We start from the raw sequence: 25,221 nt of genomic DNA, 5'->3' as shown, positions 1-25,221 counted from the left end.
GCCCAAAACTCTCAACCGAGCTTGCGAATCAGGGATTCGCAATCTCGGTCCAGCTCGTGATCCGCAAGCCGGGAGTCGCTTCGCCGTAGTACAACGCCCGCGCCTCCTCGCCGCCGATCGGCCGGTTGTAGAGTCGCACGTCGTGTAGACGGCCCGCAACCGAGCTATCGAGGCATTGCCCCAGCAGCAGCGGCGCGTCGGCAAAGCCGAGCGTCAGCCCCGTGGCGTCGTGCCGATCGACTTCGACGCCGTCCAGGTAGTAAACCACCTCCGAGCCATCGAAGCTGGCCGCAACGTGGCGCCAGGCGTTCATGGGGATCATGCGGTCCCCTTCTTGCGCGAAGAGGCCGGCATAGCCAGCAGGCAATCCCTGGTTCAGTCGCAGCACGGGCTTGTGGTCCGCCGTGACGCTCAGCGCCACGGCCTCTTGCAGGTCGGAGCCCAAGATGTTGAACCGATCGTCCCCTCCTTCGTTATAGACCCAAGCCGCCACGGCGACGCCCGCTTTCATGTGGTAGTGACGGGTCGAATCGACCTGCACCATCGCTCCTCCGGAGAAACGCGTGCCGTAGGGCCCTTCGGCAAGCGCTGGCAGCCCTTGCTGATAGGCAGGCGTGCTGAGATAGGCGCCATGGTTGCCGATGCCTGAAGAGTCGACCGCCACGCCGCCACTGGTCTCGCTCAGCTTCCAGCGGCCCACCATGCCGTGCAGCTCGGCGATTTCCCAGCTATTGAGCGCGCGTGAGTAGACCCGTACGTCGTCGATGGTCACGTCGCTCTGCTGCGAAGGATGGCGAGCCCCCCAGTAGAGCGACCCGTTGTTCCAGACCACCGTTCCGTTAAGCGTTGTGGATCGGTCGAGCGCGCCATCCACGTAGATCGACAGCTTGCTCCCCTGTTTTACGTACGCGACGTGCCGCCAGACGCCCGGATCAAACGTGGCCTGCGTGTCGGCGGTCCCTTCGTTCCAGCTATGCGTGGTGCTGATACGCACGTGCATGCGGTTGTCGGATGGGCGCAGCCACATCGCCGGTGTGCGGCGCGTGCCGTTGAGGTGCTTTTTGAGCGTTTCACGCCACTGACCGGTGTAATCTTTGTTGCTCTTCAGCCAGTAGGCGACCGTGAAATCGGCGTTGTCTCTGCCAAGTTCGAGATGGTCATCGTTCGGGATGTCGGTCTCCTGCCCCGGCTGGAAACGCACCGCGGTCTGCACCGCGGGGCTGGGGTAGGGGCTAGTCTGCTCGAGTGTCGGCGCGTTGTCGTACTTGCCATCGTTGGCGAAGACGGTCTCATCGTGCACAACAGTGTCGCCAGTGATTTCGTCCATCCGCCAGTGGCCGACCAGGCCGTAGAGGTCGGCGACCTCTTCGGCCGAGAGGACGCGGCCGTAGATGCGGAAGTCGTCGAGCGTCGCGGCGAGCTGCTGGCTGCTGACGAATCCCCCGCCGACGGAGTCCTGTTCCTGTCCGATCATCAGCCCCCCCGGATCGACATCGAGCGTGGCGCGGGTCGGGTGCGTGTTTGTTGAGATCAATTCGCCATCCATGTAGAGACCCGCCGCTCCGTCTGATGAGCGGTAGGTCATCGCATAGTGGCGCCAGCGATCGTCTGAGATCGCGTCCACGGACCAAGTTGTGAGCGACTCGTTGACGTACAGCCGCAATTGCTGGTGGTTGCCAACGTAAACGAGAAAGGCGTTGGGGCTGCCCGAACGGGCGCCACTAAGGATGGCTTGCTCGCCCGTCTTGGTCGTCTTCATCCACCACGCGACGGTGATCTCGTCCAGCCCGTCTACAACCGTGTGCGGCAACTCGGTGCGGTCCCACCCGACAGAGTTGAGGTACGGGGCGCCGCGCTCGATGATCGCCTCGTCGCCCAGGGTTGGCATGTCGACGTGCGTGCCATCGTTGCCGAACGGCGAGCTGTCCTCGGCGACCGTGCCGGAGGTCTCGTCGAGCTTCAGGTGCAGCCGCAGCCCGCTGCCGCCGAGCTCGAAGACCTCCGTGTCGGTCAGGACGCGGTTGTAGATGCGCACGTCATCGATCTGACCGGTGAAGTAACGGTTCGGTGTTTCCGGTGTCCAGGCACAACCAATTATGGCGCGGGTCTGCCAGTGATAGTTGGACCCTGCTTTCGAACCGGTTGCTACGAGCAAGCCATCAACGTACAGCTTGTGACCTCCGGGTCCCGTTGAGTGAGCGACATGGTGCCATCTACCATTGTTGAGCCCCCCTACTGAGCTTATTAGGGTCTCATCGCTCCAAGTCCTGCAACGGACCTGCCCGCCAGACAGCCATAGGTGACGATCGATGTTGCCGTCACCTGGTGTTGCGTTGGTGATTGCGAAGAAGCCACAATTGGCCTCGGTGGTCTTGAACCACAGGGATGAGGTGTGGTCCGTCTCGCTAACATCGATTGGTACCGTGACCAAGTCGTCAACACCGTCGAATTCCGCAGAAGAATCGACTGCCCCCGGCTCGCCCAGGGTCACGCCGTCGCGGTACTCACCGTCGTGGCCGAAGACGCTGCTGTCCTCGGCGACGGCGCCGCTGGTTTCGTCGAGCTTGAGGTGAAGTATCAGGTCGGCGTGGAGCTCGGCGACCTCTTGATCGGAGAGCGGATAGTCATACACCCGCACATCGTCGAGGTCGGCGTACGGGGTGCCCCACCATGATTGCCGACCAATACGTAGCTCCCCTTTGGTGGCGATCGACACGCCCGTCATCACGTGCGATCCGTCGAACTCACCGTTGACGTACCAGCGTAACTGCTGACCACTCTTGACGATGCACAGGTGATGCCACTGGTCTTCGTCGAGTTCCGCGCTGGTCCATCGGCCTTCGCCGCCCGGCACCGCGTCGGTCGAGAACCACGCGTGGACTCGGCGGTTGGGGTGCAGCATGATGAGCGGCCCCCGATCGCTCGAGTTCTCGCCTCCGATCATAAAGAGATTGCGCCAGTCGCTGTGCGGCACGGCGGAGGGACGAACCCAGAAGGCTATCGAGACATCGCCACCGTTAGCGGTCAAGTCCGCAAGCTCGGGCTTGGCTGGGACAAGCACGTACTCGCCGTTGGCGTCAAAGCGGGCCGCTAGACCACGCCGCGCGGGAGTAACGCCAAGAGTCACGGCCCCATTGATGGCGCCATCAAACCCGGACGGCGAACTATCGATTGCTGTCGTGGCTCCACTTGCTTCATCAAGCTTATAGTGGGCTACGAGCGAGCCGGTATTTGCTCCCGACGCCCAACGGAGTGCGTCATAAAGTAAGCGCGCCCCGTCGCCCCAGCTCAACTGATGACGAATATCAAGCGCATTGCCCCCCCAGGGCAGTCGCACGCGTGGGCCAGCAGCCACGTTGCTGCTGTTATACGAATTGGCTAGCTGATCGCCCGCTTCGACGATTGCCAGAGTGGTGTTGCTCCATTGGGTCCCCAACTGACGCAGGTCCGGCGCAGCTGTTCCCTGCAAGCGAGCGAGCGGCTGATTGTTACCAGGATAGTTGTTGTTGGCGTAGCTGAAATCATGAAAGAGAGTGTAACCATAGGCCGGCCCTGCAAAGCTGAAGCTTGAAGAAACCGGGTGCGAACGATCGAGAATGTAAATCCACGAGGCGTTGGTGTAGATGCCATCGGAAGTGGCGTAGCCCAACTCCGTGTCGAGTTCCGCCAGCTCGCTAACGACGCCGCAAGTCGCCTCGCGGAGCTTGTAGCCGATGTCGGCGGCGTCGCACGAGGCGGCGATCCACACCGCGTCGGCCGCGGCGATCGCGGCGTCGTACTGGACTTGCGAGGCGCCGTCCCAAAGGAGGATCGTTTGGAAGTTCCAGTGCTTGAGGCGTCGCAGACGCCAGCGATCTTGATCGCTCAGAACGCCATCTTCATCGACGACGAGCACGATAGTTGGCCCGGTCGCGTCAGGGGCCTCAGCGCACCAGGAGAGTGCGTCTTCCACCAACCGCAAACCGTTGGTTGAAAGATTGGTGTAATCAACCGGCCCCGAGCCCCAGGGAAGGCGCACCCGCTTGCCCGTGGCGACGCTGGTCGAGCCGATCGTGTTGGCCAGCGCCCCACCGGTATCGATCGCTACTAAGCCAGGGTCAGCGCCAAGATCACCCAGCCGCGAAGCCCCCAACGCTAGCGGCAAAGTAACCGGCGAGAGCGATGTCGATCCAGGAAAGAGCGCTAAGACTCCAGCGCCAACATTCGCCGTGACGGGGTGCGCCGCGGTGAGCGTCGTGACGGAGGTCCCCGTCGTCGCGACGCCATCGGTCGCTGAGACGCCGAATTCAGTGTCGAAGGCATTCCCCTCGATAACCACTCCCCGCTGATACAGGCGCATCTTGTCGCCCAGCACGGTCGGATCGATCGATCGGGGAACGTACCAGGCATCGGCGAGTCGGTTTGCGCCATAGGTTGTGAACCACGACTGGGTGTTACCCGCCCAGTCGCCCCGGGTGGCGAATCCCATTCGCTCGAACGACCACCGACGGGCGTTCTCGTCCGCCGTTACTCCGTTAACGTTGTCTGCGTAGATGAACGACACCCGCTGAGCCAACGCCGAAGACGGCACCCACAGCATGAGCGCAACCGCGAACGACCAAACCAGCGATCGGGATTGATCGCCCCGTGAGTTGTAGAGCAAGAACATGGCAGAAAGTGACGCAAGCGGAACGGACTAAACCGTCCAACCCTACGCCACCTCTGCGATAAGGGCCGCTAAGGAAATGGCCCTGCCGCTCTTAGGCTAGTCTCGGTCCTCGCTATGCTCCGTCTGGACGGTACAAGCCGCACAATCCGAGCCTGCGCTGACGTCGCCGTGACGCGTATTGCGGGTCGTCAGCCCGCGACGGTCCCGTGTGTCTGCTCGCCGAGGCCCTCGATCCCCAGACGAACCGTCTGCCCGGGCCGCAAGAAAACAGGGGGCTTCTGCCCCATGCCCACGCCGGGGGGCGTTCCCGTCGAGATCAGATCGCCCGGGTGCAAGGTCATGAACTGGCTCAAATAGCTGACCAGCTTGGCGACGCCGAAGATCATCTGCTCGGTCGAGCCGTCTTGATAACGACGACCATCCACTTCGAGCCACAGCCGCAAGCGCTCAGGATGCGGAACCTCATCGGCCGTCACCAGATAGGGACCGATCGGCGCAAAGGTGTCGCAACTCTTCCCCTTAGTCCACTGCCCACAACGTTCTTTCTGAAAAGCCCGTTCAGAGACATCGTTCATCACGCAGTATCCCGCAACGTAGCCAAGCGCATCAGCCTCCGAAACGTACTTGGCTTGCTCGCCGATCACCACGCACAACTCGACCTCCCAATCGGTCTTTTCCGAGGTGCGCGGGATTTCGAGCGGGTCATCCGGGCCCGTGATGGCGCTGATCGCCTTCATAAAGACGAGCGGTTCGGCCGGCAGGGCCGAACCCGATTCGGCGGCGTGGTCGGCGTAGTTCAATCCGATGCACAGGATCTTCCCCGTCCCCGCCACGCACGGGCCGCGGCGAGTTACTGGCGAGACGACCGGGAGCGTTGAGAGATCGATCGCGTCGAGTGTTGCCAACGACTCCCGCGCAAGCGCATCTCCGGCGACATCGTCGATCACCCCCACGAGCGAGCGGATCTGACCATCGGCATCGAGAACACCAGGCCGTTCTTGGCCCGGCTCACCGTATCGGAGAAGTTTCATAGTGGCAGTCAGCGCTATCGATAACCGGGGGGCCCCTGCCCTCCCTGTGGTCTAAGCACTTTACTGCTCCGCTGCCGCCGGTGGCTAGGCGGCCCGATGGCAGGCGGTCCGATGGCTCGCGGTCAGGCTGACGGGGTATCCGCCAGATACTCTCTGCTGGTCCGGCGGCGTTGGCTAAGCGGCATCGCTGAGGGAGACGCGCTCTTTGCCTTGGTTCCAGATGCCGTCGAGAGCCGCGGGCAACGAACGCACGTGCAGGTCGCACTGCGGGAACGCGATCTCGATGCGGTGCTCGCGGAATAGACTGTCGATTGACATATTTAGCTCGTGTCGTAAACGCCGGAACATGGCTAACTCGCGGACAAAAACCCGCAGCTCAAACGTCAGGGCGCTATCGCCGAACTCGGTAAACACAACAACCGGCTCGGGCTCAGCAATAACATTCGGGTTTTCACGCGCCACGCGATACAAGAGCTCGGTAGCGAGCTTCGTGTCGCTGCCGTAGGCAACGCCGACGGTCAGCACAAGTCGCAAGTTAGGATTGCTCAGAGTCCAGTTCACGAGGTTGCCGACAACAAATTCTTTGTTGGGAACGATCAGCTCTTTGTTGTCCCAGTCAAGGATCGTGGTTGCACGGATCCGGATCTTAGTAACCGTGCCGGTGATTGCGCCAATGGTCACCGTATCGCCCACGCGAGCGGGTCGCTCGAACAGCAAGATCAAACCTGACACGAAGTTGGCAAAGATCTCTTGCAGACCAAAACCAAGGCCCACGGACATGGCCGCCACGAGCCATTGGACACTCGTCCATCCCACGCCTAGGTACCGACAACCCACCATTGCGCCTACGACCATGATCGCGTAGCCGGTTAGTGAACTAACCGCGTAACGTGCCCCCGCATCGATTGGCAAGCGCTGCAGGACGGCGATTTCTAACAAGCCCGGCAAGTTCTTGCCGGCGTACCAGGTGAGAAACAGGGCAAGTCCCGCCCACAAGGCATCGGCAAGGGTGATCCATTCGGCAGGCGCGCCGGCGGCACCGGCAATCGACCACAGCTGAACACGGCTGATCACTCCCAGTGCTGGCAGGACATCGCTCCAGACAATGCCCATGGCACCCAAGAACGCCAACGCAGCGGCCATGCCGACAAGACGCCGGGCCTGGCGGTTGATGTCGCTAAGGCTTACCTGCGGCGTGGTTTCAATGACCGGCGTATCGGAGCCTTGCTCCTGGGCATCAGCCAGGGCGCGACGGCGTTCTTGTGCTCGGCGCATCGCGGCGCGCCGATACGACACAAGCAGCCACCGTGTCAGCATGGCGTGAAGCGCGAGGCATCCGAAGACCACAACAATGCTGATCAACGAGAGCCGCGTCAGCTGCATGGCGGTGTAGTGATAGCCGGCGGTCGTCGCCACGAAGATCCCGGTGATCATCAACAGCGATACGGTCCCCGCACAGCGCGCTAGAGCTGCTGCAAACGGGTGCTCGACGCCCGTGACGATCGAGAGCACCACCGCACCGCGTGGCCGGAGCACCGTCCACGATACGCCGGCGATCACCAGCAGCGCACTCATGAGCGCAAAACGCCCGGGACCGCTGATCAGCTCTGCTTGTCCGGTCAGTTCGATGCCGATCGCGGTTGCCAAGAGTGGGGTGGCGAGAAGTTGGAGACGTCGACAACCACGGCTGAGCTGGCGCAGGGCGTTAGAATCCCACCCGAAATGGCGATCCCCCAGTCCTCCCACACGACAGGCGTGGCGAACCGTATTGAGCATGGCGTAGGCACCGGCAACAAGAACCAGCGGCCACGCGATCCAGGTGAACAATCCTGATCCGGCAGCCACGTGGTGCATTCTCCATCCCAAGAAGGCGATCGCTAGCGGCAGTGGTGCCGCCATAACAAGCGTCGCGAGGCTAGCGACCAGCGTTGGTCGAAACTCGGTCGATCCGACCCGTGACGCCGCTTCGCCGCACTCTAGCAAGCGTCGACGAACGCGCCGTCGGGTGATCAGGAAGCCGATTAATGTCAAAACAAGAAGCATCCACAGTGCCGGTGCCGAGCGTAGGTCATCCGTTAGCCGGGTAAAGATCCCCGCAGACACCTTCCCCAGAGAATCCATCTGACGTGGAAGCTGTGCAACCCGCATGCCGTCGGATAGACCGATTGGTGCCGCGCTGCGAACCCAGAGCACCTTCTCGGCAATGAACGCATCAAGCGTCTGCGCAACGCTCATCAAGCCCGTTTCAGCAGCATCCAACTCTTCCAAGCGGGTCGCCAGATTAGCGCCGTTGCCGATCGCTTGCGTCAGCAGCTCGCGGCGGGCGAGCATCACACCTCTCATTGCCGAAACGACATCCGCATCGGTCTCCATTCCCGCAAGCTCTTGCTTGACGGCTTCTTCGATGTTACGCGACAAGTGACGCTGATTCTCCCAGTCGTATCGCTCAATCCCCAGTTTCGAGATCCGCAAAGGACGCTCACGCAAGCGATGACGATAGCCCGCTAGGTCCGGCATCTGCTCACGCAGGGTGCGCAGCAGCTGGCCAATCTGCTGCGATCCCGCGGAAGCTTCGCTCCGCTTTTGCACGTCGTCGAGCCGATGCTGTAAGGTCTCGCGCAGCGAGGTCGCTTCTTCGATCATCAATCGAGAGGCCTCGATGTCGGCAACGAGTGCCGTATTGCGTTCAGCCAGCTCGGCATTCTCCGCGGCCGCCGAATGGATCGCCGGGTGAGCACTCGCCGCAGCCCATTTGGCGACCCGCGCCTGCCGCTCAGCTTCTTTCTGCTGAAACTGCGCCGCGTGTGTCTCAAGCGTCCGCAGCGACGCGGCGGACGTTTCGACCGCGGACTGAGCCTTATCGCTCCGTTCGAGCCACAGACGAACGCCCGCCTCGTAAGTGCGGGTCTCTTGGTCGAGGGTCTGGATCTCTTGCTTCTTGGCGGCGAAGCGGGCCTGTAGCCACAGCCGGCGAGCCCGCTGCACCAGTGCAGGTGCCGAAGGATCGGCACTCTCGGCCAACAACAATTCCGTCTTGCTAAGCGTCTCTCGGCATTCGGATTGCAGCGCCGGTAGCCGTTGGCGGCGTTCGTTGCGTCTCGTTATCTCTCGGTTCAGTTCGTCCGCCTTGGCAACTAACACATTGTGCTGCTCAGCAGCCTGAGAGATCCGCACGCGGATGGTCTCTAGGTCGAGCCCGACCAGGGAAACCTCGGCAGCGGCAGGGATATCCTTGGGGACCTCGGTCGGAACCGGTTGGCTTCCTTCCATCTCCGCTCGAAGCTTCGCGGCCAGGTTGGCGAGCTTGATCTCGTCCGCCAAGCAATCGCTCGCCTTGTCACACAGGGCCAGAGCGGCTCTGCGCGGTTCCTCGGCCAGGCCTTCGGCCTTGCCGATTTCTTCTTGGAGCGACTTAACTTGATCCTTCAACGACGCGATCGCTTCGTCGGCTCCTGCTTCAGACCTTGGAGCGGGAGCCGAAACGTCGCTGGTTTCTGCTACCGTATCGGCAGCCGGAGACTCAGCTAGCGCAAGCGGGCTGAAGGCAAACGTGAGGGCAAGAGCCAGAAACTTCATTTGGTGCGCCTTCCATGGCAGCTCTAGCCTGCGACAACAGCCGTTGCTAGCAAAACGTTCCCGACATCCTTGTCGCGGAAGTTGAGAGACTAGCGACAAGAGCAAGCCCTCGAAATACCGAGAATGACCGATTGCTTGGTCCGGTGTTGTGGCGTCGAACGCTCCTGTACGATAGGCATTCTTTTGTGACCCATTCTCTGCCCGCCCCTAAGGCTAGCAATGCCAGCCGCCACCGACGCTAGCGAGCCCAAGGGGCCCAGCTTCGGCACTTTTGGGGGTGTCTTCACGCCGTGCACGCTGACGATTCTCGGCGTGATCATGTTCCTGCGGTTCGGCCAAGTGGTCGGCCAAGCCGGTTTGTGGGCCGCACTGGCGGTGGTACTGGCATCGAAAGCCATCACCACGCTAACAAGCCTCTCACTATCGGCGATCGCTACGAACACACGTGTTCGTGGTGGTGGCGCTTACTACCTCATCAGCCGCAGCTTGGGGGTAGAGTTTGGCGGGGCGATCGGCGTGCTGTTTTTCTTAGCGCAAGCCATCTCCGTGGCGATGTACGTCATCGGCTTTACCGAGGCCGTTGTCGCGACGTATCCGACGCTCGCGCCGCACTCGGTGACGATCGCCAGCTTTGTCAACATGGCCGTGTTTGTCTGCGTTTACATCGGGGCCGGATGGACCATCAAGGTGCAGTACGGCATTCTGGCGGTGCTCGGACTCTCGATGCTGTCATTCTATCTGGGGGCGGCGACTGACTTCTCGACCACGTTGCTGGCAGACAATCTTTCGCCGCACTATCGGGAAGGCCAGGGCTTCTTCACGGTTTTCGCGCTGTTCTTTCCCGCTGTCACCGGCATCATGGCGGGTGCCAATATGTCGGGCGATCTCCGCGATCCGGCTCGTTCGATTCCGCGCGGAACCCTCGCGGCAGTTGTCGTCACCTCGCTCATCTACCTCACACTGGCGGTCTTGCTCGCCGGTGTGCGCCCCCATGAAGAATTGATCGACAACAACATGGTGATCCGCGATGTCGCGGTTTGGCCCCTGCTGATCACGGCGGGCGTGTTTGCGGCCACGCTCTCGAGTGCGCTGGGATCGATGATGGGCGCACCGCGAATCTTGCAGGCGTTCGCTCGCGACGAAGTGTTTCCTTGGCTCAAATTTTTCGCGGCGGTCAGCGGGCCGTCGCGCGAGCCGCGTCGTGCAACGGTCTTCTCGTTCGTCATTGCTGAGGCTTGCGTCTTGCTGGGCGATCTGAACGCCATCGCGCCGATTATCACCATGTTCTTCATGATCACGTACGGGCTGCTAAACCTCGCGACCTTTTACGAATCGATCACACGCAACCCAAGCTATCGCCCCACGTTTCGCTACTGCCACTGGTCGCTTTCGCTGCTGGGCGCGGTCGGGTGTTTGGCGGTGATGTTGCTGATCAACTGGCTCTGGGCGTTGGTCGCCATCGCCGTGATCGGGGCAATCTACGCTTATATCCGTTTCATGGAGATCGAAGGGCGGTGGGGCGACCTGCGCGGAGGCGTTGCCTTTGAACGGGCACGGCAAGCCCTCCTCCGTCTTGAGGAGGAAGCTTACCACCCCAAGAACTGGCGCCCCGTGGTGCTCGCCCTCGCCAGCAGCGCCTGGAGCCGACCGTTGTTGGCGATCTATGGCCAGTGGCTGACCGCCGGTCACGGTGTGCTGACGCTTGCTCAGGTCGTACGCGGCGATGTGGAAGACCATGCCGAGCGCCGGCAACGCTACGAGAACGCGCTTAAGACGTTCATCGCCAAAGAAGAACTCCGGGCTTTCGCGGCGGTAGTGGTGGAGAACCATCTGTCCGATGGCGTGGAGTCGCTCGTGCAGTGCCACGGTATCGGTGGTTTCAAGCCCAACACGGTGCTCTTCGGCTGGCCCAAGTCGGAATCGGCTTCACTCGCTTTCGGAGCGAGTCTTCGACTGCTCTCGAGACTCCGGCGGAGCGTTATCTGCGCCCGACTCACGGCAGACAACGCGCCGCCAGAGCCGGGGATGTCAGAGCAACAGACTCACGACGCGCTGTGGGACGCCCCTGTCGGAACGATCGACGTTTGGTGGCGTGGCATGCAAAACGGTGAGCTAATGATGCTGTTGGCGCATCTGCTGCAACGCAACCCGGAGTGGCGCCGGAATCAGATCCGTGTGCTTCGCGTTGTCCCCAACGCCGAAGCGATCAGCGACGTGCTTGATCACATCAACGAACTGGCGGCGGCGTCGCGTATCCGTGTCGAACCCGTGGTCGTCGTCAGCAACGACGCGATGCGGACAATCCGCGAGACCTCCGCGGCCGCAGCGATCGCGCTGCTTGGCTTCGAGGCACCCGTTGAGGGAGACGAAGCCGCTTTCTATCTGCGCATGGAACATCTGGCTGGCGGGCTGCCTCGGGTGCTCTTTATCGCCAGTGCCGGTGGCATGGCGCTCGATTCGTGACGTGCTAAGATGACGCACTCACGGAAGCCGCAACGCATCGACAAGGCTTGTTAACAAGGCAGGATTCTAATGAAGCTGGGCATTCTTTCGGCCGCACCTAAGTGCTACAGCACACGCCGTTTAAAGCAAGCCGCCGAAGAACGCGGGCATACCGTAAGGGTGCTTAATACCTTGCGCTTTGCGATCGAGCTCGAGGAGGGAGAGCCCAACCTCTTTTTCCGCTCCAAGCAGCTCTCGGACTACGATGCGATCCTGCCCCGGATCGGGGCGTCGATAACGTACTTCGGCACGGCCGTCGTACGGCAGTTTGAGCAGATGGATATCTACACGCCCAACACCGCCAACGGCATCGCCAACTCACGCGACAAGCTGCGTTCGTTGCAGATCCTCAGCCGGCACCAGATTGGCATCCCCTACACCACGTTCGTCCGAGACCGTGCGGACGTGATGCCCGCCATCCAGCGGATCGGCGGTGCGCCGATCATCATCAAGATTCTCGAAGGCACACAGGGGGTCGGGGTCATCCTCGCCGAGACCACCAAAGTGGCCGAAGCGATCATCGAGACGTTACAAACCGCCAAGCAAAACGTCTTGATCCAGCACTTTGTCAAAGAGAGCAAGGGACGCGACATCCGCGCCTTTGTGGTTGGCGACACCGTGGTCGCGGCAATGCGCCGTGTCGCGCAGGGCGACGAGTACCGCAGCAACGTCCACCGGGGTGGTCATACCGAGGCGGTCGTGCTGGACCCCGTGTACCAAGAAACTGCCGTGCGGGCGGCGCAGATCATGGGACTGCGTGTGGCTGGCGTAGACCTGCTGGAAGGGACCAACGGGCCGCAGATCATGGAGGTCAACTCCTCTCCCGGGCTGGAAGGTATTGAGGGAGCGACCCAGCTAGACATCGCGGGGGCGATCATCGACTACATGGCCAATCAAGTGAATTTCCCCGAGATCGACCTCCGCCAACGCCTGACCGTGTCAAAGGGTTACGGTGTTGCCGATGTGATGATCCCCGAGGGATCGGAGTATGTCGGACAAACGATCGCCAATTCGGGTCTCCGTTCTAAAGATATCGTCGTTTTGAACCTCCATCGGGGGACAAGCGTGATCTCAAACCCGCGTGACTCACGTGAGCTCGAATCTGGCGACGTGCTCTTGTGCTACGGGAAGCTTGAATCGATGCGCGACTTGGCACCCAAGCGGCAACGACGCAAGAAAAAGATCAAGGCAGACCGACTCGATCCGGCCACGGTCGAGCGGCTGGAGAGCTGAGGCATGAAGACCCTCCGAGAAGATGACTGGTTTGGCCACACCGTGCCGCGCGGTTCTTGCGCTTCCGCGGAAGTGATCGTCTCGCAGAGCTTTTCTGGCTACGACGTGAAGATCCCGCTGCACGTCTGGCGCGGTCCCATCGACGGCCCCACGGTCTCGATCACCGCAGCGGTGCACGGCGATGAGATCAACGGCGTGGGGGCCATCCGGCGGATCATCCGCGACAAACCCTTCGAGTTGTTTGCCGGAACCCTTGTCTTGGTCCCGGTTGTTAATCTATTGGGGTTTGAGCGCCATGCCCGGTATCTGCCGGATCGTCGTGACCTCAACCGCAGCTTCCCGGGATCAAAGCACGGCAGCCTGACAGCGCGTTACGCCCGTGCTTTTTACGAAGCGATTGTCAAACGATGCGAATACGGTATCGACCTGCACACCGCGGCACTGCGTCGGACCAACTTTCCGAACGTACGGGCCGATCTATCGGACCCACGCCTCGCGGCGTTCGCGAGAGCGTTCGGAGCAGAACTAACCATCGACAGCAAAGGCCCCCCCGGTTCGCTCCGGGCTGCCGCCTGCAAGGCTGGCTGTGCAACGCTGATCCTAGAAGCAGGAGAGGTCTGGAAGGTCGAGCCGACCATGGTCGAGTACACCCTGCATGGCATTGAGAACTCGCTCCGGAGCCTGGGAATGGTTGCCGGGGAGCCGCTCGAGCCCGCGTACCGACTCGAAACCGATGCCACCCAGTGGATCCGCGCCGCCTACGGCGGCTTCCTCGAGTTTCACGTCGCACCGGGAGATATCGTTTCCAAGGGAGATCGAATCGCCACCAACACCTCTTTGGTAGGGGATGAGCAATCGAGCGTTGTTGCACCGCGTGACGCGGTGATTCTGGGCATGACGACAATCCCTTCGGTTGGCCCCGGCGACCCGGTTTGCCACCTCGCTTACGCGCGGCGTAGCAAGCTGCGCAAAGCGGAAAAAGCCGTCACGCAGATGGAGGTAGGCAGCCTGCACGAGCGTATCCGCGATGACCTGGCAAGCAATGTCGATGTGCTCGACGACCCTGACCTAACGACAACCCCGGGATGAGCAAGACTTCTACGGTTGCTGCGTGGTGTTAGGCTTCCGGCAGTGAGCCTCGGCTCCATGAGACGGGACTTGCTTTGGTCGCCCTACGAAAGAATGGCGACAAGCTGGCAAATCGGGGCTGCCCCGTCAATCAACTCGGAACCAACCGGAATGCGACCATCGTAAGATCGTCTGGTTTGCTTGGTTGCAACGGCTCGACACCCGCCATGCGCTCATGGGTCAGATCCGCGAGCCTCTCCAAGGCACGTCCTAAAGGGCCTTTACGAACAACTTCAACGACCTCATTGATCGAGAGATTGTCAAAGAGCCCATCCGTGGCCAGCAGCACCGTGTCGTAAGTCGAGAGCTGTAGCGGAGGCCCGATCTCGATCCTCATCTCCACGGTGCCAACCGCATTCGTCACAAGGTGACGATCTTCATGGTGCATGGCCGCGGTGTCGTCCAGCACACCGGCTTCGACTGCCATGCCTACGGGCGAGTGAGAAACGGTGAGGAGTTTGATCCGTCCACGTTGCCCTACCACCAAAATCGCCGAGTCACCAACGTGATAAGGGCGGATTGTATTTCCCTGGACCTCGACCACCGCAAGCGTGGTAGCGGCTCCGATCCGCATCTCCAGGACCGCTTGATTGGCCGATTCGATGCCGTTGAGGATCGCTGTGCGTAAAGCGACGTCGTCGCCGGCGTTGCAGACGGCTTGCTGTAGCGCGTCTAGCGTAAGGCTCGAGGCGCGTTGGCCTGCAGCGGCACCGCCCATCCCATCGGCGACAATCAACACTCCTTCGTCAGAGTTCCGCGCTATCACCGCCGCGGCGTCCTCGTTTGCGCTCGGTTTGCCGGGAGAACGCGACGAGTAAACGACAACCTGCCCCGGACGATCGAGCTCGTCGGGCTTCGTCATATCTTGGTCGCGGTACAGCGCTGAGGATTCGATAGCGATCACGCCTTAGTACATCGCTTACTGGTTAATTGCCTTGCCACACCAGGGGCAACAGGACCAAAATTCTCCGACAACTCCCCAGCCACAACCCGTGCAGGTTTCGTCGGATCCCTCGATCTTCCACTTGCGTTTCACCTTGCGATGGCACCAGGGGCAGTATCGCATGAACGCCATCAACCGGCGGTCTTGGCAGTTCTTATTCGCGCACTTGGCTGTGTAGGCCACGTCGCTATACGAACGATCGGTGTGAACCTCAAAACCGGGCCCGTAACACCAAGGACAATAGGGCCAATCGGGCTTGAGGCCTCGTTCGCACCGTGGGCAACACTCATCTGTCCGAGATTCTCCGACGTGCTTGCTACGTTCGGCAGCGCACCAGGGGCAGTACTTCATCGATTCGGCAACGGGGCCCGAGCACTCGCTGCACTGGCAGCGTGTCGCCAGCTGCTTGCCAAACAGACGTTGAAACTGGCGCCACTGCACGGTCTTCCAATGCCGTTGAGTCGTGCTTTTCGTCCGCGTGAGGGATCGTGCTCCCGAGTCGCGTGCGGCGTGGGGTTTCGCTCGTAGGAAAGCGGCAAGCATCGGTGCCGCCGTGGCGTAGCGCTGCCGAGGGTTGAGCGCGATGGAACGTCGCAACACCTCTACAAGATCCGGGTGGGCCCGCTGCTTTAGACGATCGAAACCTGCTGGAGGCCAGTCAAAAGGCCACTCGGGCAACTTGCCCGCGAACAGACGATACCCGACCAACCCTGCGGAAAAAACGTCGGACCGAAACGAGGGCTTGCCCATCGCCTGCTCGGGAGCGCAGTAGCCGACAGTCCCCGATCCTGAAGCCTTGATCGTACGCAAGGCGATCTTTGCGATCCCGAAATCCGCCAAATAGATCTCGTCGTCGATCAAGATCAGATTGTCGGGCTTGATGTCACAATGAATGACCTTCTGCTCATGGGCTGCGGCGATCGCCTCGAGCATCTGCCCGAAGTACTCCAGCGCGGTGGCGAAGGTCAGTCGGGTGTGCAATCGATCGTCGAGGGTCTTATCGCCCAGGGGATAGGTAAGCACTAAGCGGTCATCGATGTAGTCCGCACTTTTCAGCGGCAAGATCCTTGGATGACGCAGGCGAGCCGCGAGGCGGACCTCGCGCAAGAAATCGTCTTTGCTCTCCGACTCCACCACGCTGCCGTTGGGAATCTTCAGCGCAACACGCATCCCTTCGAGCGTGTCCATAGCTCGGTAGACCGTCGCGAAGGCACCCTGCCCTAGCTTGCCCTCAATACGATATTTGCCGAGGCGCGTGCCTGACCGGATAACTGCCGAACGGTCGACTGCTGACATAGCATCCAACTAACAGGGAAACCAGAAACTCAGGGCGCACGCTCTAGAATACCTCGCCCCACGTGGTCAACGGCATACCGAAATCCGAGTCCCGAAAAAAACGGCGGTTTGTTGCCAACCGGACTTCGTCGAAGGGGTCCACAGACAGGGCGACTAAAGGCGTTTCGCAGGGGACGACCTCCCCCATCACCCGCTCTGCGGGCAAGATGCGGTTGCCCTAATCCTCAGACCAAGGGAAAACGAACCCTCGAAGCCCCGTGTCGCAACGGTTTATTACGCTTGCGGTGTGTTCCGACGCCTACGACCCCCCTTTGAACGACCTCCACAATGAGCCGATTCTCACTCCTGAAGAGCCTTTTAGTTGCCCTTTTCCTCGGTCTGCTGGCGGGGCCTCTGGAGACTGCCATCGGCCAGACCCCCGCTCCGTTGCCGTCCGTCCCCCCACCGACGCCTTCACCGGCTGCTGTCGCCCCGCCGCCGCAACTCGCCTCTGTCGCGTCTACGGGAATCGTCTCGAACGAATCGCGGGTGATCGAGGACGCGACAACCGTCTTCCAAGAGATGCTCAGCACCCCTGGAGCGGCGATTCCCACCGCCATGCTCGCGGGAGCCGAAGGGATCGCGATTGTTCCACGGGTAATTAAAGGAGGATTCATCGTCGGTGCCCGCCACGGTCGCGGAGTCGTGATTGCCAAGGATGCACAGGGAGTGTGGCACGCCCCGATCTTTCTGACCCTGACAGGCGGAAACGTCGGCTGGCAGGCGGGCGTGCAGGCGACCGACGTGATCCTGGTGTACCGCACTCAGCGGAGCATCGACTCATTGCTACAAGGCAAGCTCACCATCGGTGCCGATATCGCCGCCGCCGCGGGCCCGGTTGGCCGTCAAGCAGCCGCGGCAACCGATACCGGACTCACCGCGGAGGTCTACTCCTACTCACGCAGCCGCGGCTTGTTCGCGGGCGTCTCGCTGGACGGATCGGTCCTGAAGCTTGATCAAGCAGCCACGGCGGCGTACTACCGACCCTTGAATGCAGCCGGGCTCGCTGGTGCCCCGCAAGTTCCATCAGAAGCTCAGGCGCTCGTTAACCTCGTTGTCGCGTATGTTGAACCTTCCAACACCGTTACGGCCCCTGAGCCGACAACTGCTACGGACAGTTCAACAGCCACCTTAGGATCGCGCCACACGCTGGACGAAGCCGCTTCGATTCGTGATCAACTGGCCGAATTTTCTCCGCGGCTCTTTCGACTGCTCGACCCTGGGTGGCAGCAGTATCTGTCCTTGCCGGTTGAGATCTTCCAAGAGAGCGGTCACCCCTCGCCAGAGACCATGTCGCTCGTCACGCAGCGATACAACGCCGTTGCTGCCAACCCCGGCTACGCGGGCCTCGCCAATCGGCCCGAATTTCAGACCGTGCTGGGCTTGGTGCGACACTACACCCAGCTGATTGGTAATACCTATCAGCCGCTCGTTCTTCCGCCACCGCCGCAGTAGCTGCACCCCTCAGAATCAAAAAAGCGTCTTCTGGAGACCGTCCGCGATGAAGGGATGGCGCGATGTGGTCAGACTCGTTCGCCCTCGCACTCCACCTTCTCATCTTGTTAGCGACACCACGAGCGACCGCTTGCCCCAGCACGGTTCGTCTAGCACTGGTGTATCGCAAGCTATCGACCGGCTTACCGGCTGGCATCCATGCTTACCAAGTGCTTGTCGAGCAACCGTGAGAGCAACGCCCCAAGCATAAGAGCTGCAATGGCAAAGAGGGTCGCTTCGCCCCACCGGCCAACGGTGGCGACGGATAACGCCAGCGTGCCGGCACCCACGGCGACCGCGCCGATGACCGCAACGCCCAATCCGCTAACCAGCAAGCCGGTCGGCGGGGGGGTCCACGCGGGATCATGCTGAGCCAGGCAAGCTTTGCGAACCGGCCCCCATAACCCCATCGGGCGGGCCCGTTTGTAGAACCGCATCAGCACGTCCAGCGGCTCGGGTTGAGTGCAGAGCGTCACAGCAACCCAGGCGACCAACGTGAGCGCCATGCCGATCGCGGCTTGGAGCATCGCCATACCGTCTGCCGCGGCCGGACCTTTCTGGACTTGCTCTGCCCACCAGGCCCAGCGCGGGAGCAGTCCGGGCACGAGCGGCGTGCCACCCAGCGTGACGCCTCCCAGCAGAGCGTAGGTGATCGGCCCGCCGACCATCGCGGTGAGCCAGCTCCAAAAGTTCACGCGCCACCACCACCATTGGCCCCAATAGACCGTTGCCGTGGCACCGTACATGCCGGCCAGCACGATCGCGATGCCGATCAACGATGTCGCATTGAAGGTCACGATGACACCCAATCCGAGGATAACAAGCATCAACAACCGGCCTGCCCACACCGCCGATGCGGTGCCAGGAGCAAGCCAGCGACGTCCGGGCAGCAGCGGACGCAACACATCGTGCAAGAGCGTCTGCGAACCATAGCTCAGATGGCTCGAGATGGTGGACATCACGCTGGCCAGCAATGCGGCCAGCGCGATCCCAAATAAGCCGGTTGGCAGATACTCGCTGAGCAGCAGCTCATAGGCCTTTTCGCGCTCGGCGGGTGGTGCCGTGTACAGCTCAGGATGATTTACCAAGAGCCCCAGCGCCGGCAGGGTGAGCAGCAAAAGCATGAAGCACAGACCGATCAAGCCCCACACGTTCATATGAGCGGCATCGCGATCGCTCTTGCACGAAAACAGGCGCTGACCTTCTAGATCGACAATCCCGCCGCGTCCGACGGTCGGAACGATCAGCCAGGTAAGCACCACAATCGGGCCGAGCACCGCGTGGTCCCAGATCGGCCATGTCGAAAGGGCTTCAGCGGCCTGCTCGGGCGGCAGGGAGGTGCGCAGCGCATCGGCAAGACCGGTCGGACCGCCGTGCTCGAGAAAGACAGCGCCCAGCAGCATCAGGCTGGCTCCCACGATCACCAGTGATTGCATCACATCGGTCACCACAACACCGGCAAAACCGCTGGTCCAGACGTAGAGCATCAGCACGGGCATCACCATCCCGAGCGTCACGAGCTTGGGATCGACGCCCCAGCTCGCAGCGAGCGGGTCGATGTCGAACGCCGGACCAAAGATCTTGTGAACGCCAAGCATGCCGGCACCGATCCACGGAACCATGTTCACCAGCACCATGAACAGCGCCATATAGATGCGCATGATCCGTGTACGGCTGCCGGAAAAGCGGACGGCGTAGAATTCCGGTCCTGTCCGCACCCCCAACTGACGCCAGCGCACCGCAAACAGCACCGCCGCGATCATCCATGCCAGCGCAAAGCGGGGCAGATAGAAAAACGCGACCGGCAGACCGATGACGACCGCGAGCCCGCAGTAGGTGGGGCCAACATCGGCATTGAGGGCGGTCGCGGCAAAGGAAACGCCGTTTACCCAGCCCGGAACGCGCCTCCCCGCAAGGAAATAATCGTCCTCGCGATCGGATGCCTGGTCGCCGGCCTCGGCCTCACCGGCGGAGGGCGACTGGGGGCCGCGCAGCCACCGGCTGGCGTACAGCCCAAGTACTAGGCTACCAAGCAAATAGACCACCACCACGGCTTGGTCGGCGAACTCGGCTACCGCAACTAGCGGTGCCGTAGTTAGCAGCGTAGTGGTTTTCAGTGCGGCGATGACCATCCCCGGAATCGTTTCGGAAAGCGAAGAGTCGGACGAAACGCGGCGCGGGCTAAAGCGTTACCGGCGCATTATGCTCGCTAGACGCATAGATGGCATCAACCAGAGCTTGCACCTTGCGCCCTTCGGCTGGAGTGGCACCAACACCGTGCTGGCGAGCCGCTACGGCGTTGGAAAAGTCGACCATCTGCAGCGCCATTTGGTCGGCTTCGGGTAGAGCGAGCTTAGAGTCGGCGTTGCGGCCGCCGATCTCGTGTGCCAGCCGCAGGTGGTCACCAAAAAGCTCGAATGTGAGTCCGCCGCGGTCACCGAAAAGCCCCATGAGCGAGTCCGGCAAAGCGCCACTCGGCAGGTTGCCTGCCCAGGTGACCTGCAGATCGAGAGTCGCCCCGGTGTCGAAAGTGATCATCGCGTGCGCCGAATCATCGACGTCAAAAACGCCGTCGTAGTTCGGAGGGCCCGCCCACATTGACTCGTAGACGTAGTCGCGCATCTTGACGCCGAATTTCGAATAGGTCTTGCCGCTGACCGCAACCGCCGTTGGCTGCCCCAGCAAAAAGAGCGATAGGTCCAACAGGTGAACCCCCAGGTCGATCAGGCAGCCGCCCCCTGACATTGCCTTCGTGGTGAACCACCCGCCCAAGCCTGGGATGCCCCGTCGTATAAACAGGTGAGCCTTGGCGTGATAGACATTGCCCAACTCGCCGGCATCCACGACCCGCTTGGCACCTGAACCAACCGCCGTAAAACGATGCACGTACCCCACTTGCAGGAGCCGACCGGTATCTTCGGCAACGGACATAAGCTCATCGCACTCCACCGCGGTCAGCGCCATCGGCTTCTCAAGCAGAACGTCCTTGCCGGCACGCATCGCGTCGATCGCCAGCGGCTTGTGGAAGCAATTCGGCACGCCGATCACTACCGCATCGACATTTGCGTCGTCCCACAGCGACTTGGGGTCATTCGAGGATGCGGCATCATAGTTCGACGCCAAAGCGAGTGCCCGGTCGCCATCGCGATCGACAATCCGGGTAACTTCCACGCCCACGCTGGTCGCCGCGTTGGCGTGCTTCTCGCCGATCGCCCCGGCTCCGAGGATTCCTAGTCGCATCTTCGTTTGGTCCTGCTTCTAAAGTGGGGGCTTTTCAACGGCTCCGCTGGAGGGGTGCGGACGCGGTCTTGACTGGTTAACCGATTCAGATTTCGAGGGGCTTGACTCGCGCGGCGGGCGAGGCGACCCCTTCCAGGATTCGCATGACGGCGAAAGTTTCGGCTCGGTCGATCAGCGGACCGTCGCCGCGGAGGGCCGCATCGAAAAAGTCGAGAATCGCCCGAGCGGCATCAACGAACAGGGTGGTATCGACAACGGTTACGGGCTTGGAGCCCTTGGCGGTCGTTAGGACCGTATCGAACGGGGTCCACTCGCCGGCGTTGAAATCGATCGTTGCGACACGTCCCCCCGAGAAGTCGATCACGATCGTCGGATGCCTGTCCGCACCGGTGACATAAACGCGTTGGGCTTCAGGGCCCAGGCAACTCACCGCCAACTCAACCGGGTGGATGCCGTACTCAGCAAATGACGCGCCCCCTGCCCATTGCGACAGATTTACGAGGGGTTCCGTGAGCTTTGCGACCTCGGCTTGAACATTCGTCGTTCGTAGCGCCGACGTTGTTTGCACGGCAACCCCGTGTTGATCGGCTAGCGCGAAGATCTTTTCTGCTGTGGCGATATCCGGAGCGAAGGTTTTATCAACAAAGGTCGGTTTGCCGTGTGGGAGCACACGTTCGCAGAGTCTCCAATGCGTTTCGGGAGTGCTCGGGGCGAGGATCGCAAACACATCGACTTCTGCCGCCAGGGCATCCACGGACTCGAACCATTCAACCTGCTTAGCGTGGCACCACTGCTTGGCGGCTTCGCCGGCGAGGGCTGTGGCACCGGCAACCACATAGCCTCGATCGGCGAGCGGCCCGCGCAGCGCAGCCAGATAAGTATTGGCATGAAAGTTATCTAGCGCGTCGTCGACAAAACCAATCCGCAGGGGGGTGTTCTGGGGGATAGCCATCAAGTGTGTCTCAGCAGGTGTTCCGTCGGCTCGCCCACGCGGGCCAGTCGAGAAGATTAGACCCGGTGCGCAGGCCCCGCCAGTGGCAACCTTGGGTCGAATCGCCCTGAGTGGCTGTTGCCCGGGCTGGCGGTACAAATCAGGGTAGAAGTATGAATCGGCTGCGTTCGTTAGGAAAGTCGGGCGATTCGGACAGACTGGCAAACCGGGCGTAAACCCTACGAGTCTTTGGCCACGACCCTCTTCTGGAGTCGGTCACCAGCAGCGGCTGCCGGGCTAAAGCTCCCTCGCTACGGGGTCGAATTGAGTCGGCAGGCAAAGGTCCGACTCCGGTCGACACGGCCCTCAGCCCCGCTCACCCCTGAAAAGTACTCGACTGCGTCAGCAATCCCCGCGGTTGAGCCTTGCGAACTGCGATAGCGGAATCCGACACGTGTGCCTGATTGCTCGATCCATTCGAGAAAGATCACGCTGTGCCCCGAACCGTTGGTACGCCAAAGCTGCAGAAAGTCGCCGGGCTGGGAATCCTCGAGGGCAACCGCTTGGCCCACACCGAGCGTTTCTACTGCCAGGACGCAGAGTGTGTCTTCCTTTAGCTCGGTCGCACCATACCAGAGCTTCTGAAAGTGCTTTACTTCAGCAAAGCTCTTGTCGTTCAATAGACCGCGTTGCTGCAGTGCCTGCATCGCGACGCAAAAGGTAAACCCGCAGCAGTAGGTGCCGTCTGTGCCGGTCGCCAGCACCTGCTGACCGCGATGCATGACCGCTGCGGGCGTGCCCGAACCGGCCCAGGTACGGTTGTAGCCACCCCCATCGGGATACGAGCGGGCGATGGCCAGCACATCACCTTGATCGGCCCGAGCAACCGCCGCAGCCGCCGCGATCAACAAGATCGCCGACGCCTTGCCGCTCACCGAACTGCTGGGGTTGAGATCAAACACCTTTGCTCCACCATCGCGACGCCTATCTGAAAAGTGAGAAACGGGGCTAGACCAGCCCTTCAAGGTCACCCTTCCAGCGGACAAAGCCTTCGATTCCCTCGAACTCGGAGAGACCCAGCTTGTCATAGAGTACGGCGGTGCCTCGGTTGCGGTCCTCGGCACGCTGCCAGAACTCACGGGGGTCGCTGCCCGGGAACAGCGCCCGATCTTTCTGTGACTCGTGCTTGAAGATGGCTGCCCGCTTACGAAGCAGTTCTTGCGGGCTGAGCGGGACCGCCATCTCGATCTGATGGGGCTCCCATTCCTGCCATGCGCCACGGTACAGCCAGACCACGGCTTGCTGGCACCAGTCTTCGTCCTTCAGCCGATCAAAGGCGGTTAGTACCGCGCGCAGGCAGGTACGGTGAGTGCCATGCGGATCCGAGAGGTCGCCCGCACAGTAAATCTGATGCGGCTTGATGCTCTGGAGTAGATCAACCGTGATCTGGATGTCTTCCTCGCTGAGTGGCTTCTTACGGACCCGTCCGGTCTGATAGAAGGGCATGTCCATGAACACGCAGCGCTCGTTGGGCACCCCAGCGATCCGTGCTCCCGCACGCGCTTCGCCCCGGCGAATCATCGCCTTGATGGCCTGTACGTGGTCGCTATCAACCTGTCCGGGCTGCTTGTTCTTGACGAACTGCTCGACGTGATCTTCGAGCTCGTCGGTCTTCTTGGGATCCAGACCAAAAGCACGGTTGAATTCGGAAACGAATTCGCTGAAGCGAACGGCATCGTCGTCAAACACGGCGATGTTGCCCGAGGTCTGATAGGCGATGTGGACCTCATGCCCTTGATCGCACAAGCGGATCAGCGTGCCGCCCATGCTGATCACATCGTCATCCGGATGGGGCGAGAAGCAGATCACACGCTTGGGGAAAATCTCCTCATGCCGCTGAGGACGGTCGCCGGGCTGGCGGGCATGGGCCGGCTTGCCGCCGGGCCAACCGGTGATGGTTGCCTGAAGATTGCGGAACACTTGTAGGTTTAAATCGTAAGCGCGACCGCGGCTGGCGAGCAGCTCTTGTAAGCCTTCTTCGTTGTAATCTTCCTCGGTGAGCTTAAGGATCGGCTTGCCGATCTTTGTGGCGAGCCAGATTACCGCCTTGCGCGTGAGCGGTTCGTCCCATTCCAGCTCGCCCCCCATGGGGCCCAGCAGCCACGGCGCTTCGTAGCGCGTGAGCTGCGCCGCGGCGGCTTCGTCGAAGATCGCCTTAGCGTTCTTGTGAAGCTGCAAGAAGGTCGCGGGGACGCTGTTGCTTACATCGCCCTCGACCGTCCGCGCAACCACGCGTGACTTGCCCTCGCCAAACGCCAACAGGTACACCTGCCGCGATTCGAGGATCGTGCCGACCCCCATGGTGATCGCCCGACGGGGGACGTACTCCTCACCGAAGAAGTCACTCGCGGCGTCGTTACGCGTGACCTTATCGAGCGTGATCATGCGGGTCCGCGATTCGCGGCTCGACCCCGGCTCGTTGAAGCCAATGTGGCCCGTACGACCGATCCCCAGCACCTGGATATCGATCCCCCCCAGTCCGGCAATTTTCTCTTCGTACTCCAAGCAGTGTGCAAGGACGTCTTCGGGGGCCAGCGTGCCATCGGGGATGTTGACGTTCGCCCTGTCGATATCGATGTGGTCAAACAGGTGTTCGTTCATGAAGCGGACATAGCTTTGCAGCTCTTCAGGCTGCATGGGGAAGTACTCGTCCAGGTTGAACGTCACCACTCCCGCAAAGCTAAGCCCCTCTTCTCGATGCATCCGGACGAGTTCGTCGTAGATCGTCGTGGGGGTGCTGCCGGTAGCCAAACCAAGAACGCAGGGCCTGCCGGCCTCGGCGCGCTCGCGGATCGTGTGGGCGATCTGCTGCGCAACGTAAACGCTGGCGTCCTTGGCATCGCGGAACACATGACAGGGGATACGCTCGATCTGGCTACGGGGATCGAGTTGAGCCATCGAAACTGAGTCCACTTCGGTCGGCATGACGAGGCAATAAGGGGGGACGTGTGCGGTAGGGTTGACTGAAAACAGCGTCGAGCCTCGGCGGTGCCCGACGGGTCGGCACGGGTCGGTTCGATCGACGTCAAGCTGCGATTCTATCCGCCCGCGACGGGGGTTGTACCGTCGAGCAGCTCAGGACCGCGATGAATCGAGTAGG

At 61.4% G+C, this 25,221-nt stretch carries 14 protein-coding genes; 4 read left to right on the top strand and 10 right to left on the bottom strand.

All coding sequences use genetic code 11. The features are described 5' to 3' along the window. Positions 1–28: 28 nt before the first annotated feature. From Pla111_RS15320 to Pla111_RS15310, 3 genes are all read right to left on the bottom strand, one after another. Positions 29–4,648 (bottom strand): LamG domain-containing protein, encoded by a 4,620-nt coding sequence (locus Pla111_RS15320; RefSeq protein WP_146575324.1) that lies wholly within the window; start codon positions 4,646–4,648, stop codon positions 29–31. A gap of 188 nt (positions 4,649–4,836) precedes the next feature. After that, positions 4,837–5,679, bottom strand: coding sequence for a fumarylacetoacetate hydrolase family protein (locus Pla111_RS15315; RefSeq protein ID WP_146575323.1), 843 nt, complete (start codon positions 5,677–5,679; stop codon positions 4,837–4,839). Between the two features lie 174 nt (positions 5,680–5,853). Beyond that, positions 5,854–9,255: a mechanosensitive ion channel domain-containing protein gene (locus Pla111_RS15310; RefSeq protein WP_146575322.1), complete on the bottom strand. Its 3,402-nt coding sequence runs from the start codon at positions 9,253–9,255 to the stop codon at positions 5,854–5,856. A 219-nt stretch (positions 9,256–9,474) separates the two neighbouring features. Between Pla111_RS15310 and Pla111_RS15305 the strand changes: the two genes are divergently transcribed. From Pla111_RS15305 to Pla111_RS15295, 3 genes are all read left to right on the top strand, one after another. After that, positions 9,475–11,718, top strand: coding sequence for an amino acid permease (locus Pla111_RS15305; protein WP_146575321.1), 2,244 nt, complete (start codon positions 9,475–9,477; stop codon positions 11,716–11,718). Positions 11,719–11,787: 69 nt separating this feature from the next. After that, positions 11,788–12,990: a RimK family alpha-L-glutamate ligase gene (locus Pla111_RS15300; RefSeq protein ID WP_146575320.1), complete on the top strand. Its 1,203-nt coding sequence runs from the start codon at positions 11,788–11,790 to the stop codon at positions 12,988–12,990. Positions 12,991–12,993: 3 nt separating this feature from the next. After that, positions 12,994–14,079: a succinylglutamate desuccinylase/aspartoacylase family protein gene (locus Pla111_RS15295; protein ID WP_146575319.1), complete on the top strand. Its 1,086-nt coding sequence runs from the start codon at positions 12,994–12,996 to the stop codon at positions 14,077–14,079. 130 nt (positions 14,080–14,209) lie between these two features. On the opposite strand, the gene Pla111_RS15290 is transcribed toward Pla111_RS15295, so the two are convergent. Both Pla111_RS15290 and Pla111_RS15285 read right to left on the bottom strand, forming a co-directional pair. Next, positions 14,210–15,022: a PP2C family protein-serine/threonine phosphatase gene (locus Pla111_RS15290; RefSeq protein WP_146575318.1), complete on the bottom strand. Its 813-nt coding sequence runs from the start codon at positions 15,020–15,022 to the stop codon at positions 14,210–14,212. Positions 15,023–15,037: 15 nt separating this feature from the next. Next, entirely contained in the window at positions 15,038–16,357 is a 1,320-nt protein-coding gene (locus Pla111_RS15285; RefSeq protein ID WP_146575317.1) for a serine/threonine-protein kinase, read from the bottom strand. A gap of 327 nt (positions 16,358–16,684) precedes the next feature. Here Pla111_RS15285 and Pla111_RS15280 point away from each other — a divergent pair, with 327 nt between their 5' ends. After that, on the top strand, positions 16,685–17,851 hold the full coding sequence (locus tag Pla111_RS15280; protein WP_197525070.1) for a lipid-binding SYLF domain-containing protein: 1,167 nt from the start codon (positions 16,685–16,687) through the stop codon (positions 17,849–17,851). 182 nt (positions 17,852–18,033) lie between these two features. Here the strand turns inward: Pla111_RS15280 and Pla111_RS15275 are convergent, their stop codons facing one another. From Pla111_RS15275 to nagB, 5 genes are all read right to left on the bottom strand, one after another. Beyond that, positions 18,034–20,022: a sodium:solute symporter family transporter gene (locus Pla111_RS15275; protein ID WP_146575316.1), complete on the bottom strand. Its 1,989-nt coding sequence runs from the start codon at positions 20,020–20,022 to the stop codon at positions 18,034–18,036. A 49-nt stretch (positions 20,023–20,071) separates the two neighbouring features. Further along, complete coding sequence (locus Pla111_RS15270) at positions 20,072–21,130, bottom strand: Gfo/Idh/MocA family protein (RefSeq protein WP_146575315.1); 1,059 nt, start codon at positions 21,128–21,130, stop codon at positions 20,072–20,074. Positions 21,131–21,215: 85 nt separating this feature from the next. Further along, complete coding sequence (locus Pla111_RS15265; RefSeq protein WP_146575314.1) at positions 21,216–22,082, bottom strand: Gfo/Idh/MocA family protein; 867 nt, start codon at positions 22,080–22,082, stop codon at positions 21,216–21,218. 290 nt (positions 22,083–22,372) lie between these two features. Next, positions 22,373–23,023: a hypothetical protein gene (locus Pla111_RS15260; protein ID WP_146575313.1), complete on the bottom strand. Its 651-nt coding sequence runs from the start codon at positions 23,021–23,023 to the stop codon at positions 22,373–22,375. A 46-nt stretch (positions 23,024–23,069) separates the two neighbouring features. Continuing rightward, positions 23,070–25,046: a glucosamine-6-phosphate deaminase gene (gene nagB / locus Pla111_RS15255; protein ID WP_231931088.1), complete on the bottom strand. Its 1,977-nt coding sequence runs from the start codon at positions 25,044–25,046 to the stop codon at positions 23,070–23,072. Positions 25,047–25,221 lie beyond the last annotated feature (175 nt).

It is taken from the genome of Botrimarina hoheduenensis (assembly GCF_007859815.1).
GTDB classification, from domain to species: Bacteria; Planctomycetota; Planctomycetia; order Pirellulales; family Lacipirellulaceae; genus Botrimarina; species Botrimarina hoheduenensis.
This window is presented reverse-complemented; position numbering and strand designations above follow the sequence as displayed.